The following is a 14,693-nucleotide window of genomic DNA, read 5'->3' on the forward strand; positions in this document are numbered from 1 at the left end:
CGGCTTCAGGAAAGACGATATTTTGTATCGTCAATATCAGAATTTCGAATAACCTCGTCGCGCACGCGTTCGACGATTCCACGCAACCAAATGTGCTCGGCATCGAGTTCGCGGTCTTGGTGCCACCAGAACGCATCCCGCACCGGGTCGAGATCAAGCGGCGGCTCAACCATGCGCAGCCCCGGGTGCGCATGGATCGCCATACGCGCGAAACCCTCGGGAACCATCGCCACCCGATCAGTACCGAGGAGGAGTGACGGAACGACGAAGAAATGCGGGGTTGCCGCAACCACCGACGGATCGATTCCGCGGAAGCGCAGTTGCTGTCGCGCGGGATTCATTCCCTCGCGAGCGGGCAGAGTCTGCACCCAGGGTCGCGTGAGGAGTTCATCGACCGACGGCCGAACGGGCACGTCAGAGTGCGCGTCAACGAGACACACCCAGGCCTCGGGCGCAAAGTCGATGTGTGGCTGCTCACCCACATAACCATGGGGCAAAATCACGCCATCAATCGTGCGCAGGATGTCAGGCAAGGACTGCACCAGTCGACCATCCGCAGCGGGAAAGTCGAATCGCACATTGGGCGCCTCGCGCGCGGCAATACGAGTGAGGATCGGCGCGACCCGGGCCGTCATGTAATCGACTGCCGCTACGGTAAAGGTTCGAGAACTCGTCGCGGGGTCAAACCGAGATTGCAATCGAAAGAGCTGCTCGGTCTCAGCGATCACTCGAGGCAAGGCCAGCAACAAGCGCTCACCCAGCGGGGTGAGCACATGCTGATTACCCCGCCGCAATAACAGCGCATCGTCGTAATGCGCGCGAAGGCGGGCGAGGGCTGTCGACATTGATGGCTGCGACATATGCAACCGCTCGGCGGCACGGGTCACGCTACGCTCTTCGAGCAACGCACGGAGCTGTCGCAGGAGGTTGTAGTCGATCGCCATTGTGCTCCCTTGCCGCGGCGCCCAGCCCGCACCAGCGCTGCAGACGGGTTCAGCTTAAGCCTTCCAGACCGTCTTGAGGTTGCAAAACTCACGCTGCCCAACAGCAGCGAGTTCTCGCCCGAAGCCCGAGCGCCTGATCCCCCCGAAGGGCAGTTCCTGGTAGGAAACGGTCATCCCGTTGATAAACACCGCTCCAGCATCCAATCGGGACACGAAGTAATCCTCCTCCTCCAGATCCTGTGTCCACACTGAGCTGGAAAGGCCAAAGGAAGTCTGATTTGCGATCCGCAGCGCATCTTCGGCATCCGATGCCCGGTAGAGCGAGGCCACAGGACCAAACGCCTCCTCCTGCACCAGACGCGCGTCGTCGGGCAGATCAGCGATAACCGTCGGGGCGTAGTACCACCCCGGCAGATCTGGCACGGTGCCGCCGGTCAGTATGGTGGCGCCGCGCTCGCGTGCGTCTTCGACCAGGTCGATAATGTCTTGTCGGCCGGCTTGGGTGGCGAGCGGACCAACTTCTGTCTCTGGCAACAGCGGGTTCCCAACGACCAGCGCTGACATCTGCCGGGTGAACTCCCGTGCGAATTCATCGTAGACATCAGTGTGCACAATGAAACGTTTACCTGCAATGCATGATTGGCCGTTGTTGTTGATGCGCGCTCGAACGGCGGTCGCAGCTGCTGAGGCGACATCAGCCGAGGGAAGCACGATGAAAGGGTCAGATCCGCCCAATTCAAGTACGGCCTTCTTGACATGGTCACCTGCAATCGCCGCGACCGAGCGCCCCGCGGGTTCCGACCCCGTTAGCGTGACGGCGGTGACCCGTTCGTCGGCAATCACTGCGCCTACTGCAGATCCAGGAATCAGCAGTGTGCGGAAGGATCCCCTGGGAAACCCTGCGCGCTCGAAGAGCGTGTCGAGAAACAGCGCCGCCTGAGGTACGTTCGACGCGTGCTTGAGAAGCCCGGTGTTGCCCGCCATGAGAGCTGGGGCAGCAAACCGAATCACCTGCCAGAGCGGATAGTTCCACGGCATCACTGCGAGGACCACTCCCAACGGCTCGTATCGAGTCCAAGCTTTGGAGGCGTTGACCAGCGGGGGATCTGCAAGGGGCACGTCAGCCAAGAATTCCTCGGAGTGGTCGGCGTAAAAGCGCATGGCCTTCACCGATTTCAACACCTCGGCGACCGACTGCGCGATGGGCTTTCCCATTTCGATCGTGATGAGCTCCCCGAGCCCTTCCGCCTGATCCTCCATGAAGTCCGCGGCGGCACGCATCCACTCCGCCCGCTGTGCGAAACTGGTGGATCGCAGCAGCTTCGCTGCGGCTGCGGCTTCTGCGATCCGCTGCTCGACCTCCGCTGAATCATGCGGTTCGATAATGATTTCAGTCTTGCCAGAAGCGGGATTGATAGTAGCGATCGACATGCGGGCTCTCTTCCTCGAGGAACGTCTTGCGTCAGCATATTATAAACAGATACGATACGTATCGTCTGTAAAGATTCCATTCGCCCGACACAAAGGAGTGACGAATGAGCACCAACGTGACACCGCCGAACCGACCACTACTGTTCTTGAGCGATGATGACGTAGCAGCCCTGGCCGACCAGCCGAGTGCGATCTCGGCGATTCGATCAGCATATGCAACTCCTGCCGATGAGGGGCGCAATCCCGGACGCATCTTCGCCGACAGCGGGCGTGAATGGATGCGGGTGATGCCTTCGGTGCCCACCAACGGTCGTCTGTTCGGCGCGAAGTCGATTAATGGCTCCTTCGCCAACGGTCTGCAGGTCAGCTACCTGATTTCTCTGTTCGATAAAGAGACCGCCGAGCTGGTGGCACTGGTCGACGGAAATCGGGTGACCGGGCTGCGCACTGCCGCCACGACCGCGGTCGGTACTGAGACGCTCGTCCCAGACCGACCTCTCACAGTGGGAGTCATCGGCTCTGGCTTCGAGGCACAGTCGCACACCTCGGCACTCTCGCTCATTGCCCAGTTCGAGTCCGTGCGCGTCTACAGCCCCACGGCCGAAAACCGCGCAGCATTCGCAGCCAAGTTCAGTACCGAACTCGGTATCCCCGTCACTGCGGTCGACACTGCAGAGGCCGCGGTGCGCGGGGCGGATCTGATTCTCTGCGCAGCCCGTTCCCGCGACGAGTCGCCGACGATCAACTCCGAGTGGGTCGCTGCCGACGCAACCGTCGTTTCGATTGGCTCGACAACGCCAGGGCAGCGAGAGCTCCCCACCGATCTGATCGCCCGCGCGAGCGTGATCGTAGCCGACGGCGTCGACGAGGTAGTCAACGGCAGCGGCGACATGCTCGCCGCCCGTGCGCAGGGGGTCGATGTCGATGCGCTGACGGCCTCACTGAACGCGGTGCTACTTGGGGAGCGACCGATCGACCGGAACAGCGGTCTGCGCATCTACAAGTCCACGGGCTCCGGCCTACAAGACATCGTTGTCGCCGAATCTCTAGTAAATCTTGCACGCGAACGCGGCATCGGCACCGAAATGCCCATCGGCATCGTCACCACAAGGAAGTAGAGGAACACCCATGGTTGATTACACCAAGGATCAGGCCCGAGCCTGGGCCCGGAAGCACTGGAAGGGTGCCATCGCTGTAACGATGCCCTCGTACACTGCAGACTTCGAGAAGATCAATGAGAACGCCATTCGTCACGACATCCTCAAGCTCAAGGAACTCGGGTTCGCTGGCACCCTCCTCGTCACCGAACTCAGCGTCACGCCTGAAGAGAACGCCAGAATTACCGCAGTTGCGCGCGAGGCAGGCGGCCCCGATTTTCACCTGTTCTTCCACGCCGCGTTCAACACGCTCGAGCAGAACATAGCTGCGCTGAAACTCGCCGAGAAGGAAGGAGTCGACAGCGTACTCATTTCCTACCCCACTGCGTTCTGGCCCACCTCACATCAGGAGGTGTATGACTACACAAAGGCACTCGCAGACTCCACCGAACTGAACGCGATGCTCTTCGGGCTCCCCGCGTGGGGGTTCGAGCGGATCGATCCGGCTGGCATGCCAGTGCCGTTCGTCCGGCACATTCTCGACACTATTCCGAACATCGTTGCCGTCAAGTCCGAGCAGGGCTACCCGACGATCGGCGGCATCATGGAGATGTACCACCACTTCCGTGATGAGGTCATCATCTCGTGCCCAATCGAGAGCGAGACGATTCCGCTCATGTCGATGATGGATTTCCAGTTCAGTGGCACCTCCAACACAAACTGGATGAGCGACTACTTCCCGAAGGCCTTTGGGCTTGCTCAGAATGGCGCGTGGGAGGAGGCGATGAAGCTGTGGTGGCAGGTCGCACCCGCTCGCGCAGCCAACCTGGCAATCCTCACCGGTTCTTCCGTGGGCACCACAGTCATCAACCGCACCGGCTGGAAGTACCAAGAGTGGCTCGCGGGCTTCAACGGTGGAGCACTTCGCGCGCCCGCACCGCGAATCCCCGACCGCCTCATGAAGCAAGCACGGGCCGCACTTGAGGCCTCGGGGCTCCCGGTGACAGATTCGCCCGATAGCGAGTTCGTGATTGGTCGCACCCGCGCCTGAGCGCTCTGAGGCGTCTCGCGCAATGTGGCCTGGTGCTCGAACCGGGCCACATTGCTTCAGACGAGACAGTTAGGCCCGGCGGGAAGCGCGAGCCATCCCGCGATAACTCGCGATGGGTGTGCCCTCTGCGGTCACCATGACGTCAACGATGGCGCGACGATCGTCGCTCCACTCCACGTGCGCTGCGGCTTCCAAGCGCTGCCCGAGTCGGCTCGGGGCCAGGTAATGGATCTGTGCATCCGCCGTCGCCGCATAACGGATGCGTGTGTTCGCCGCCATCGCGAAAGCCTGATCCGCAACAGCGAATACGACACCGCCGTGCGTCATCTCGTTGCCGTTCACGTGCTCTGACGCAACAACAAGCGTGACCCTCGCGCGCCCCTGGGTGGCTTCCTCGATCGCGAAGCCAAACCAGGCGAAGGAGGGCTCGTTTTCCAGCAGTTCGCGCACGAACGGATCCACAACTCCCATTAGCTGAGTCTCTCGACGACCATCGCCATACCCTGTCCGCCGCCCACGCAGAGCGTGGCAAGGCCGAGACTCCCCTCGTGCTGTTGCAGCGCACGAACCAGGGTGCCAACCAGTCGAACGCCGGTCGCACCAAATGGGTGACCGAGAGCAATGGCACCACCATTGACGTTCACCCGCTCGGGGTCCAACCCGAGCTGCCGCACGCTCGGCACGACCTGCGCTGCGAATGCTTCGTTCAGCTCAACTAGGTCGATGTCGCCCACGGTGAGGCCCAGCCTATCGAGCACCTTGCGGCTTGCAGGAACGGGCCCAAGCCCCATGATTTCTGGCGACAGAGCACTCGCTCCGGCACCGAGAATGCGAGCCAGTGGAGTCAGTCCTAAGGCCTGAGCCTTAGCTGCACTCATCACCACCATTGCCGAGGCACCATCGTTCAGCGGACTCGCGTTGCCCGCGGTCACGGTGCCGCTCGCCCCAAACGCTGGGTTCAATTCAGCGAGCCCCTCCAACGTCGTCCCGGGCCGGGGCCCGTCATCCGCTGCGACCACTTTTCCATCGGCAAGGACGTAGGGAGCAATCTCTCCGTTGAACCAATCAGCACTAACTGCGGCGGAAGCCCGCCGCTGCGAGAGAAGCGCCCACTCGTCCTGGTCCTGGCGGCTGGTGCCGGTGACGCGCGCAACAAACTCAGCCGTCTTCCCCATAGAGATGTATGCATCCGGCTCAAGACCCTCGTTCCGCGGATCCGTCCAAAGGCGGCCGGAGGAAAACCAGTCGTCGGCGCGCGCTGCCGCACGCTCATACCCCGGGTATAGGTTCGTTGAGATTGGCGGAGTGGTAGAGGTCGATTCCATACCACCGACGAGAAACGCATCACCGTCACCAGATCGGACCGCTCGAGCCGCGCCGGTCAATGCCTGCATTGACGAGGCGCAGAACCGGTTCACAGTCGCACCCGGAAGCGTGTCGAATCCGCCGTAAATTGCAATGCGGCGAGCAGCATTGTCCCCTTGCGCACCTTCCGGAACAGCAGTTCCGAGATAGAAGTCGTCCAACGCACCTGGATCCACCGAGGGTACATCTGCAAGCGTCGCTCGGATAGCGGCGAGCGCGAGGTCCTCCGGGCGCTCCTCCACGAATGATCCTTTTTTGGCTCGACCGAAGGGGGTTCGTCGATAGGCGACAATCACCGCATCATGCGGCGCAAGAGGTATGAGCACGATATTGGACCCCCAAGGAACGAGTTTTAGATACGCACCGTATCGTACCGTTCAGGATACTCCCTCCTGTCTCGTATCCGAAGGAAACTACGCGGTGTTTGGTGCCGAGTACCGGTTCGCGCTTTCCTACCTGGCGTTGAGCGTGCGGGCGTATTCCGCCGCGGACTCCATAAGTTCCGCCTCGGTGACGTGCGAATCCCACTCGCGCAGGGTGGGGCGGTACCCTTCCGCTCCGTTGTTGCACCAGGCATCGTTGTGCCAGTTCTGGTCGTACGTTGGATCGAAGACGCAGCTCCACTGCCCGGCCGCGGGTACTCCGCCGGGGGCACCGCAGGTGAATGGGGTGGCCGTGGCGGCCGCAGCGGCGTAGTCCGCCTCGAACGGGTGCAGGGCGTAGCCGTCGGTCGAGTTGTAGCGCGGCACCGCGAGGCCGCGGGCCACGAGTTCATGCCCAACGTCGACGGTAGCCCCGGTCACGCCGGGAACGCCGATATGCGCGAGCAGCCGCCCATAGGCATCGGTGTCTTCGACCTCGGCGGGGTTGGTGACGCTCACATCTCGGCCCGCCACGAGTTCGGTGAGCAACGCGGCTGCCTCGGCGTACCCGCAGTCGCCGCGCTCTGGGGTGTCAATGCCAATCAGCCGCACCCGCTCGCCGGTACTGAGGTCGAGCGTGTCACCGTCGATCACGCGAGTCACGGTGGCGAAGGCCTGTGTGCCCGCTGCGGGAGCTTCGGTCGCGAGGGATCCGGGTGAGGCTGCGTCGGAACCCACGGTGCTGTCGGTGCTGTCGGAACTCCCGCCAGGCTGCCCCGCCGGAACAGTCAGAGGAGTGCAGCCGATGCTGCCCAGCACCGCGGCCACCAGCAGCGCCGCACCCGCGACCCGCGCCCACCCCAACTTCACCCACATCTGCGCACTTGCCTTCATCGTCATTCCCGTAAACCGGCAGTTTCACCCCTAACCGGCTGTTTCACCCCTAACCGGCTGTTTGTCCCGCTACTGTCAGGCTAGAGGTCAAACTGCAGGTCGAAGCGAGGCGGATCAGCCGCGCAGCCTCTCGGCGATACTCCAGATGAATGCGACGTGCTTGATCTCGATCAAGTCCGTGTCTCCCCCCGAAAGCGTGATCTTTCGTTAGCGGCGCCCGCGGTTCCGCGTGCCCTCGCGCATCCTTCCACGGACCAGCAACATTCACAGGAAATCACGGCGCGCCACGGATGGTCGCGCTCGACCTAAACAGTTCGAGCTGTGCTGACAGCCAAGAAAGCGCTTGGGACCAGGTCGAGACTTTCGCCAGGCAACCGAAATGCAACAAACCATGATCTACACACCGCGTTTGAGGATCATTGCTTGGCATCTATGTTCCTTTTCGCGCTTTGAACATCACGGTCAGAGCGTGATGTTCAAAGGCAGCGGGTGAGGGCTTAGTCGTTTCGCGTGAGGTACGGGTCGTTGACGTACCCGTCGATGAATTGGTCGATCTCGTCGTTCGACCAGGTGAGCCTGCCGTCGAGCAGCTTGGTTACCGTCTGCGCGTAGGCACCCGAAGCGGTGCCTTGGATCTGCTCGAGCTTCTGTCGCGTTTCGGGGGTCATGTCTCGATTGTCGCAGGCAGGCCTGAAGTACGCAGCCATCTGCAGCTAGGAGAACATCACCTCTTCGCGGCGCGCGTGCGCCACCGCCTCCATCTTCTCGAGCACGGTGGCGAGCGGCATGGTCTTTCCAGAGAGATACGCCGACATTCGCGGGCGACTCGTGCCCACGCGCTCAGCAAACTCGGTGATCGTCATCTCCGACATATTGAAGAGCCTTCTAATGCGACGCCGAACCCGCTCCTCGGGGCTCGCATCAGCGCGGCGAAGAGCCACCTCGATAGCGGAGCGCCCACCACCGTCGGCCAGCTCAAGCGCCTCGTTGAGCTCCTGCCGGATTTCGCTCGCGGGCCCGGCCAGGCGCACGGCGTGCGTGATCTTCGCCCAGTCGACAGCACCCCCGCGTTCGATCGCGGTCAGTAAACCCTCGACTCCCCAGGTGTCCACTGGATCCTCTGGAGTGACGTTCAGATTTCGGAACTTCAGCATGCGACAAGCGTATCAAATATGATACGCCGACTACAGGCTCTCGCCAAGGAGCTTGTCTAGCTCACCCGAGAGTTCCTGGCATTCCTCAACCACATGCTCCCAGCTCGACCATTGCCGAGAGACGCCTTTGTAGTCAGCCAGAGAGGAAATCGTTCGCGTGTCCCTCGGGTGCGGATCGGAGAGCTGCCGCTGCAGTTGCCCGAGCACCGGCCGCGACCCCGCCGCGGCCGTGTCGTCGGTGTAATACTCATCAATGTTGATCAGCCACTCCGCCGCCTGGTCTGCACCATATCGCCCGGCGAGAGCCGCGACATCAAGGAAGTCGCGAACCTGGTTCCTCTTCACGATGAGATAGGCCTTAACTCGAAGCAGCTCGGCTTCCGTTGGCACCGTTAGCTCGCCGCCACCCGGCAAGACAATACGCTGCACCTCAAGCGGGCGCTTGCGAATGAGTTGACGAATGCCCACTTCAATCCCCCCGAGCTCACCGAGAATGATTTTGTCTGGGATCGCTCGTGCGAGCACGAAATCCCCCTCGCGATCCAGCGCCTCGAAAATGACATCAAAGCGGTCGCGCAGCGACTGAATCACGTGATCGTGATCGTAGGACATCCGATGCCGTGCGTAGTAGGCCGCCGCACTCCCCCCAACGAGCACCGCATCAGGCACCAGCCGCTGGAGCCGTGCAGCGGAATTGAGCACTACCTCGAGCCCTGGTGCGAGCTCACCACCTTCGCCATTCGTCACCATGTAAATATCGTATCAAGTTGGATACGGAGTAACGCATTCTTCGACCCCCTTCGCTGCGGCACGGGCACACGCTCGGCCGGGTTGTGCGAAAAGTTATGCGTCCTTTTGACGTATTTTTGAGACTTAAAGTTAAGTCTCAAAACTTATGCATAAATATCGTGCTGCTCGGGTCGAGCCCCACTCAACCGAGGGCGAGGTCAGCGCGGTCGGTGATGATGCCGCGCACTCCCATGCCCGTGAGTCGCGCCATCTCCGCGGGGTCGTTCACCGTCCACACGTGCACCTCAACGCCGACGCTCTCGGCAAGTTCGATGAGGCGCGGAGTCAGTACCCGCACGCGCCCGTACCTCTCGGGGATCTGCAGCGCGTCGAATCCGTCAAGCGCCCGGGCCGCCGCCTTTCGCTGGCCGGCCGCCAGTGCCGCAAGGGTGCGGATCAGAGCCCCGCGCCCGGGGGACGTTGCCGGGCGCACACCCGATCCACTCGCCGCCCGGGCCGCCTGCAGCGCCGCGCGCCGGTGACCATCGGCGAAGCTCGCCACGAGCACCCGCTCCGCGTGCGGGGCGATAATACGGCCCGCGGGTTCGGCGACTTCCCGCGCCTTGATATCGATGTTGAACCGCGCCTCGGGAAACATCTCAAGCGCCTCGCGCAGGGTGAGCAGACCGCCACGATCGGCAAAGAGCGAGGCAAGTTCAGGGGCGCTGACGGCCGAGACGGGCCTGGAGTCGCCGAACACCCGGGCGAGATCCACGTCGTGAAACAGCACCACCTCGCCATCGCTGGTGATGCGGCAGTCGGACTCGAGGTAGTGCACTCCCGCCGCAACCGCCGCCGTCATCGCGGCGCGGGTGTTCTCGGCGATGCCCTGAGCTGCGAGTTCCGTGGTGACGAGACCGCGGTGCGCGATCACGCGCGGCCTGGCATCGTGCAAGAGGTACGGGTGGGGCATGGAGATCCTGTCTCGTTGACGGTGTCGACACCATTCTCGCTCAGCCGCTGTGCCGTTCGTCGGGCCCGAGCGTACCCTATCGGTGAAGCCAGATTCGAGAGGGGTCACCGAATGCCAGCCGCAGACCACCAGCAGGTCAGGAAAGACGTGAACACCCCCACCCAGGGTGCCGGGTCAGCCGCCGAGTCAGCGACCGCGACGCACGGTGTGGTGGATCGCGTGGCCACCCCCGCCGAGCACGCTGCACTCGCTGCCGCAGTCGGGTGGCAGTCACATTTTGACGACCAGCTCCGCGCAGCTTCGCTTGCCGCTTCCCTGGCGGGGGTGGTGTTCGTTGACGCCCACGCGGGCACCGTCGGGATGGCGCGGGCTGTGGGCGACGGCCTGCAATACGCGTACATCCAAGATGTCATCGTGCACCCCGACCATGAAGGGAAGGGGATCGCCACCGAACTGGTGAAGCGGCTCGTCGAACTGCTGCGACCCGCCACGGAGGCCGAAATGTTCATCGGACTCTTTGCGAGTGATGCCGCGGTCGGCGTCTATGAATCGCTCGGCTTCCAGTCATCCGGTGCGACGGGCATGCATCAGCGGATCTCGGGCGAGCCGTGAGGGTGAACCTGCCTCGGGTGGACTGCCGCGCAGGCTTCGCGTCGCCTCAACCCTGCGCAGGGGTCCAGCCGAGAGAGCGCACGCGCGCGCCGGACACGGGTGGACTGCCGCGCAGGCTTCGCGCCGCTGGAACCGTGCGCGGTTGTCCACCCGAGAGCCCGAAGAATCGGGAGCAGCAGCGCCAGAGCGCCCAGACATCACGGGGTTGACACCCGCGCAGGGCTGAAACTTCGCGAACCCTGCGCAGGTGTCAACCCGAAGCCGAAGGGCAGGCGGGCCGGAGCCGAAGGGCGAGAAAACCGGAGGGCCGAAGGCCTAGCGTTCACCCAACCTCAGGCGGGTGAGGTGCGCGGCGGCTTCTGCGAGCAGGCGAGGGGTATCGGCCTGCAACTGGTCGAGGGTCGCCGGGCCTCGCGCGATCGACCACGCCGCCGCAATCCCCGCCCGCTGGCACTCCTCGAACGTCAACTCGACCGAACCCGCAAGCACAACCACGGGCACCGCGCTGGGCACCGCGCTGTGCACCGCGCTGGGCACCGCACCAGCGGCGGCGTGTGCGCCACCACGGTGGGCCCCCGCGTCGGCGAGCACGCGCGACACCACCTTCCCCTGCAGCGACTGCGCATCGAGTCGACCCTCCGCGGTAATGACCAGCGCGGCACGCTCCAATGCCTCGGGGAGACCGACCGCATCACTCACCAGCGCGGAACCTGGCACGAGCTGCGCCCCGAATAGCGCGACCGGGCCGAGCGCAAGCCCGCCCGCCGCACCCAGCCCCGGCAGACATCTCAACTCACTCAAGTCATACCCGGCAGCCTCGGCAAGCAGTCGCGCAAGGGTGCTCAGGCCCCGGTCAATCACCGCAACCTGCTCGGGGGTCGCTCCCTTCTGCGGGCCGAACACCGCCGCCGCGCCGCAGCCACCAGTGAGCGGGTGGTCAACGTCGCAAGCGACGCGCCATACGACCTTCCCTGCGCGGGCGTCGAGCCCCGAGAGATCGATCTCGTGAAGTTCCGAGAGCCCCCGCGCCCCGGGCGCCACGTCGCTTCCCGATGCATCGAGCAGTCGCGCACCCAGCGCGCGCAGCATCCCTGCGCCCCCATCGCTGGTAGCGGATCCGCCCAGACACAGCAGAATTTCCGCCGCTCCGGTGTCAAGCGCCGCGCGCACCAGTGTGCCCACACCGGCAGTGTCGGCGTCGAGGGGGCGGAGCGGCTGATCCACTATCGCGGGAAGACCGTTGGCATCGGCCGCTTCGATCACCGCGAGGCGCGTTCCCTTCCGCCCGCCGCTGAGGCCCACCCGACCCGTGCGGGGTCGCCCAAGCGCGTCGGTCGTGGCGATTTCGAGAACCGTGCCGCCCCAGGCCGCGACCAACGCATCGAGGGTGCCCTCTCCGCCGTCGGCGAGTGGCAGCTCCCGAACCCGCACGCCCTGGCCGAGAGCCCTGCGCACACCACTCGCGATCGCTCGCGCAGCATCCGGGGCCGTGCAACTGCCCTTGAGCGAGTCAGGCGCGACCACCACCAAGGGCACGCCGTGCTGCGGGTGAGTCTCTCGCGCGCTTCCAGACATGCGATCAGCGTACCGGGGCGTTTAGCCGCCGCGACTGCCGTTCCAGGGCTCAGTTCGATGTCGGTGTAACCGTCGTTCGACGGGACTTGACCGTAGGCTGAGAGCAAGAGGGGGTGCCGTGACTGAACCCATTGAAAAGCCGCGCCGGGAACACCACCCTGCCCGCAAGCAACTGCGCGGGAAGGGGTATTTCCGTCGGTTGGGCCCGGGGATTGTCACCGGGGCTGCCGACGATGATCCGTCGGGAATCGCCACCTACTCGCAGGTCGGTGCCGCGACCGGAAACCGGCTCCTATGGAGCGCTCCCGTGCTTTTGCCGCTCGCATTCGCCGTACAGGAGGCGTGCGCGCGGCTGTCGCTGGTGACCGGGCTCGGACTCGCCGGCATCATCAAGCAGCGCCTGCCCCGGCCGATTCTCTACCTGTGTCTGGCATTGGTGGTCATCGCAAATACCGTCAATATCGCGGCGGATCTTGGCTCCATGGCCGCGGCGCTCCAACTGCTGGTGCCCGTTCCACAGCTCCTGGGCGTGGTCGGTTTCGCGGCGATTATTGTCGTGGCAGAGATATTCGTGCCCTACCATCAGTACGCGAAAGTGCTGCGCTGGCTCTGCATTTCCTTGCTTGCCTATATTGCGGTGTTGTTCGTTGCGGATGTGCAGTGGGACGAGGTGGTGCGCGATCTCCTGATCCCCGGGTTCACCTGGACGAAGCTCGACATCGCGATGCTCATCGCGCTGGCCGGTACCACCATCTCGCCGTACCTCTTCTTCTGGCAGTCCGCCGAGGAGGTGGAAGAGCGTCACCGCATCAAGAACTATCGCGTCTCGACCGCGCACATTCACGCGATGCGCGGGGATGTGTTTGCCGGAATGCTCACCGGTGTCATCGTGATGTCGGCCATTATGATCACGGCATCGGCGACACTACACAAGAACGGCATCACCGATATTCAGACGGCCGAGCAGGCGGCCGCGGCCCTGCAGCCCATCGCTGGCGAGTATGCGGGCGTGCTGTTCCTGGTCGGCATCGTGGGTGTGGGGCTCCTGAGTGTGCCCGTGCTCGCCGGGGCCAGCGCGTATGCCATTGCGGAGACCTTTGGCTGGCGCGAGAGCCTCGAGAAACGCCCGAGCCAGGCGCGGGCGTTCTATGCCTTGCTGTTCGTCTCGATCCTGATCGGGCTGTCGCTCAATCTCATCGGGCTGAACCCGATGACGTTCCTGTTTATCGCTGCGGTGACGAACGGCCTGGCGGCACCCATCCTGATGGCGGTGGTCTGGTGGCTCGCCAACGACAAGAAGCTGCTGGGCAAGTGGAGGAGCCCGCTGTGGTCGCGGATCCTGCTCGGGATCGCAACCCTCGCCATGGCGCTGCTGCCACTGCTGTGGGTGTTGGCACCGTAGCGCGCTGGCACCTGAGCGCGCTGGCGCTTTAGCGCTTCTTCTTGCCGAACACGAAGAGGTACAGCATCTCGAGGATGCCGACCGTATTCACCAAGAGCAGCGTCACAAACCACCCGGGGGATCTGTTGGAGCCAGCGCGATAGAGCGCGAAGGCCTTCCAGATGAGACTCCACACGCCGAGCGCAACTGCCGGCGCAACCGCCTCGGGGTGTTCCTTGAAATATGCCTGTTTCTTTGCCATGACCCCATTCTCCTCGCTTCGCCCGCGCAAACAAGCTCGAATTCACTTCGACGCGACCCACCCGCCGATTCCCGACGGTTGAAACCGGCGGCCGCCGCCCCTCCAACGACACCCATCAAAATTCCAGCACCTGCTGGCTACGCTGAGGCGTATGAACTGCCCTACAGATGGAACCACGTTGCTCATGAGCGAGCGCCACGGAGTCGAGATCGACTACTGCCCACAGTGCCGGGGTGTGTGGCTCGATCGAGGTGAACTCGACAAGATTCTCGAACGTGTTCAGGCCGAGGCCGCTTCGATCCCGGCGGCGAGATACCCGCAGCCTGCACAGCAGGCAGCACCAGCTGCGCAACCGCGCTACCAGGAGTCGCGCAACGACGAGCGACGTGACGGCCGCGACTATCGCGACAGCGACAGCAAGTACCGCAAGAAGAAGAGCCCGTTCGACTTCCTCGGCGATATTCTCGGGTAGTTTCTCTCGCCACGAGAGGTCAAAATCTGCTGGTTTTCGGCGCTCACGAGAGCAAAGTCTGACTTCTCGGTGTCGACCTTGGGAAGTGCGGTCCCGAATCTTCGCGACGGGAAACCGGAATCAAATAGAAGTGCCGCCTGCGCATCGAACAGCGGCACACGGAGATTGTCTGCCATTCAGCAGGAAATCTCGCCGGTTCACGGTACAGTCTTGTTGCCACGGGCGGCAGCGGAGCAACAGCAAAGGCCCGAACTTCGTTGATTTCTCAACGTTGTTCGGGCCTTCATTTCTGTGGCGGGTGAGGGATTCGAACCCCCGTAGGCATAGCCAGCTGATTTACAGTCAGCCCCCTTTGGCCGCTCGGGTAACCCGCCATCGGTCATTTACACGA

16 protein-coding genes and 1 tRNA gene are annotated in these 14,693 nt (G+C 63.3%); 5 read left to right on the top strand and 12 right to left on the bottom strand.

All coding sequences use genetic code 11. From position 1 onward, the window contains the following. Positions 1 to 5: 5 nt before the first annotated feature. Entirely contained in the window at positions 6 to 944 is a 939-nt protein-coding gene (locus ACTNFK_RS12325; protein WP_435937473.1) for a LysR family transcriptional regulator, read from the bottom strand. A 54-nt stretch (positions 945 to 998) separates the two neighbouring features. Then, the gene (locus tag ACTNFK_RS12330; protein ID WP_435937474.1) at positions 999 to 2,375 is read right to left on the bottom strand and encodes an aldehyde dehydrogenase family protein; all 1,377 of its coding nucleotides are present in this window, start codon (positions 2,373 to 2,375) and stop codon (positions 999 to 1,001) included. A gap of 104 nt (positions 2,376 to 2,479) precedes the next feature. Between ACTNFK_RS12330 and ACTNFK_RS12335 the strand changes: the two genes are divergently transcribed. After that, positions 2,480 to 3,493, top strand: coding sequence for an ornithine cyclodeaminase family protein (locus tag ACTNFK_RS12335; protein WP_435937475.1), 1,014 nt, complete (start codon positions 2,480 to 2,482; stop codon positions 3,491 to 3,493). A gap of 10 nt (positions 3,494 to 3,503) precedes the next feature. Further along, positions 3,504 to 4,523 (top strand): dihydrodipicolinate synthase family protein, encoded by a 1,020-nt coding sequence (locus tag ACTNFK_RS12340; RefSeq protein ID WP_435937476.1) that lies wholly within the window; start codon positions 3,504 to 3,506, stop codon positions 4,521 to 4,523. Between the two features lie 69 nt (positions 4,524 to 4,592). Here the strand turns inward: ACTNFK_RS12340 and ACTNFK_RS12345 are convergent, their stop codons facing one another. From ACTNFK_RS12345 to ACTNFK_RS12375, 7 genes are all read right to left on the bottom strand, one after another. Then, positions 4,593 to 4,994 carry a PaaI family thioesterase gene (locus ACTNFK_RS12345; protein ID WP_435937477.1) on the bottom strand — a complete coding sequence of 134 codons (402 nt, stop codon included), beginning with the start codon at positions 4,992 to 4,994 and terminating at the stop codon, positions 4,593 to 4,595. Continuing rightward, the gene (locus ACTNFK_RS12350; protein ID WP_445117172.1) at positions 4,994 to 6,130 is read right to left on the bottom strand and encodes an acetyl-CoA C-acyltransferase; all 1,137 of its coding nucleotides are present in this window, start codon (positions 6,128 to 6,130) and stop codon (positions 4,994 to 4,996) included. Before ACTNFK_RS12350 ends, ACTNFK_RS12345 begins: the two co-directional genes overlap by 1 nt. Positions 6,131 to 6,340: 210 nt before the next feature. Next, positions 6,341 to 7,150, bottom strand: coding sequence for a thermonuclease family protein (locus ACTNFK_RS12355; protein ID WP_435937478.1), 810 nt, complete (start codon positions 7,148 to 7,150; stop codon positions 6,341 to 6,343). A gap of 491 nt (positions 7,151 to 7,641) precedes the next feature. Continuing rightward, a complete protein-coding gene (locus ACTNFK_RS12360; RefSeq protein WP_435937479.1) occupies positions 7,642 to 7,812 on the bottom strand; it encodes a hypothetical protein in 171 nt (56 codons plus the stop codon). A 45-nt stretch (positions 7,813 to 7,857) separates the two neighbouring features. Beyond that, positions 7,858 to 8,298: a helix-turn-helix domain-containing protein gene (locus tag ACTNFK_RS12365; protein ID WP_435937480.1), complete on the bottom strand. Its 441-nt coding sequence runs from the start codon at positions 8,296 to 8,298 to the stop codon at positions 7,858 to 7,860. A 30-nt stretch (positions 8,299 to 8,328) separates the two neighbouring features. Next, complete coding sequence (locus tag ACTNFK_RS12370) at positions 8,329 to 9,048, bottom strand: hypothetical protein (protein WP_435937481.1); 720 nt, start codon at positions 9,046 to 9,048, stop codon at positions 8,329 to 8,331. A 181-nt stretch (positions 9,049 to 9,229) separates the two neighbouring features. Further along, complete coding sequence (locus tag ACTNFK_RS12375) at positions 9,230 to 10,000, bottom strand: glycerophosphodiester phosphodiesterase family protein (RefSeq protein WP_435937482.1); 771 nt, start codon at positions 9,998 to 10,000, stop codon at positions 9,230 to 9,232. Between the two features lie 111 nt (positions 10,001 to 10,111). On the opposite strand from ACTNFK_RS12375, the gene ACTNFK_RS12380 reads away from it, so the two are divergent. Then, positions 10,112 to 10,612, top strand: a complete 501-nt coding sequence (locus tag ACTNFK_RS12380; protein ID WP_435937483.1) for a GNAT family N-acetyltransferase — start codon at positions 10,112 to 10,114, stop codon at positions 10,610 to 10,612. A 315-nt stretch (positions 10,613 to 10,927) separates the two neighbouring features. Here the strand turns inward: ACTNFK_RS12380 and ACTNFK_RS12385 are convergent, their stop codons facing one another. After that, positions 10,928 to 12,187, bottom strand: a complete 1,260-nt coding sequence (locus ACTNFK_RS12385; protein WP_435937484.1) for a glycerate kinase — start codon at positions 12,185 to 12,187, stop codon at positions 10,928 to 10,930. Between the two features lie 118 nt (positions 12,188 to 12,305). On the opposite strand from ACTNFK_RS12385, the gene ACTNFK_RS12390 reads away from it, so the two are divergent. Then, a complete protein-coding gene (locus ACTNFK_RS12390; protein ID WP_435937485.1) occupies positions 12,306 to 13,589 on the top strand; it encodes an NRAMP family divalent metal transporter in 1,284 nt (427 codons plus the stop codon). A 28-nt stretch (positions 13,590 to 13,617) separates the two neighbouring features. Here ACTNFK_RS12390 and ACTNFK_RS12395 read toward each other — a convergent pair whose 3' ends face one another. After that, entirely contained in the window at positions 13,618 to 13,830 is a 213-nt protein-coding gene (locus tag ACTNFK_RS12395) for a DUF5652 family protein (RefSeq protein ID WP_435937486.1), read from the bottom strand. A gap of 184 nt (positions 13,831 to 14,014) precedes the next feature. Here ACTNFK_RS12395 and ACTNFK_RS12400 point away from each other — a divergent pair, with 184 nt between their 5' ends. Continuing rightward, on the top strand, positions 14,015 to 14,302 hold the full coding sequence (locus tag ACTNFK_RS12400) for a TFIIB-type zinc ribbon-containing protein (RefSeq protein ID WP_445117173.1): 288 nt from the start codon (positions 14,015 to 14,017) through the stop codon (positions 14,300 to 14,302). A gap of 292 nt (positions 14,303 to 14,594) precedes the next feature. Here ACTNFK_RS12400 and ACTNFK_RS12405 read toward each other — a convergent pair. Further along, positions 14,595 to 14,676: transfer RNA gene (locus ACTNFK_RS12405), tRNA-Tyr, on the bottom strand. Between the last annotated feature and the right edge of the window lie 17 nt (positions 14,677 to 14,693).

Source organism: Leucobacter fengyongliangi (assembly GCF_052386045.1).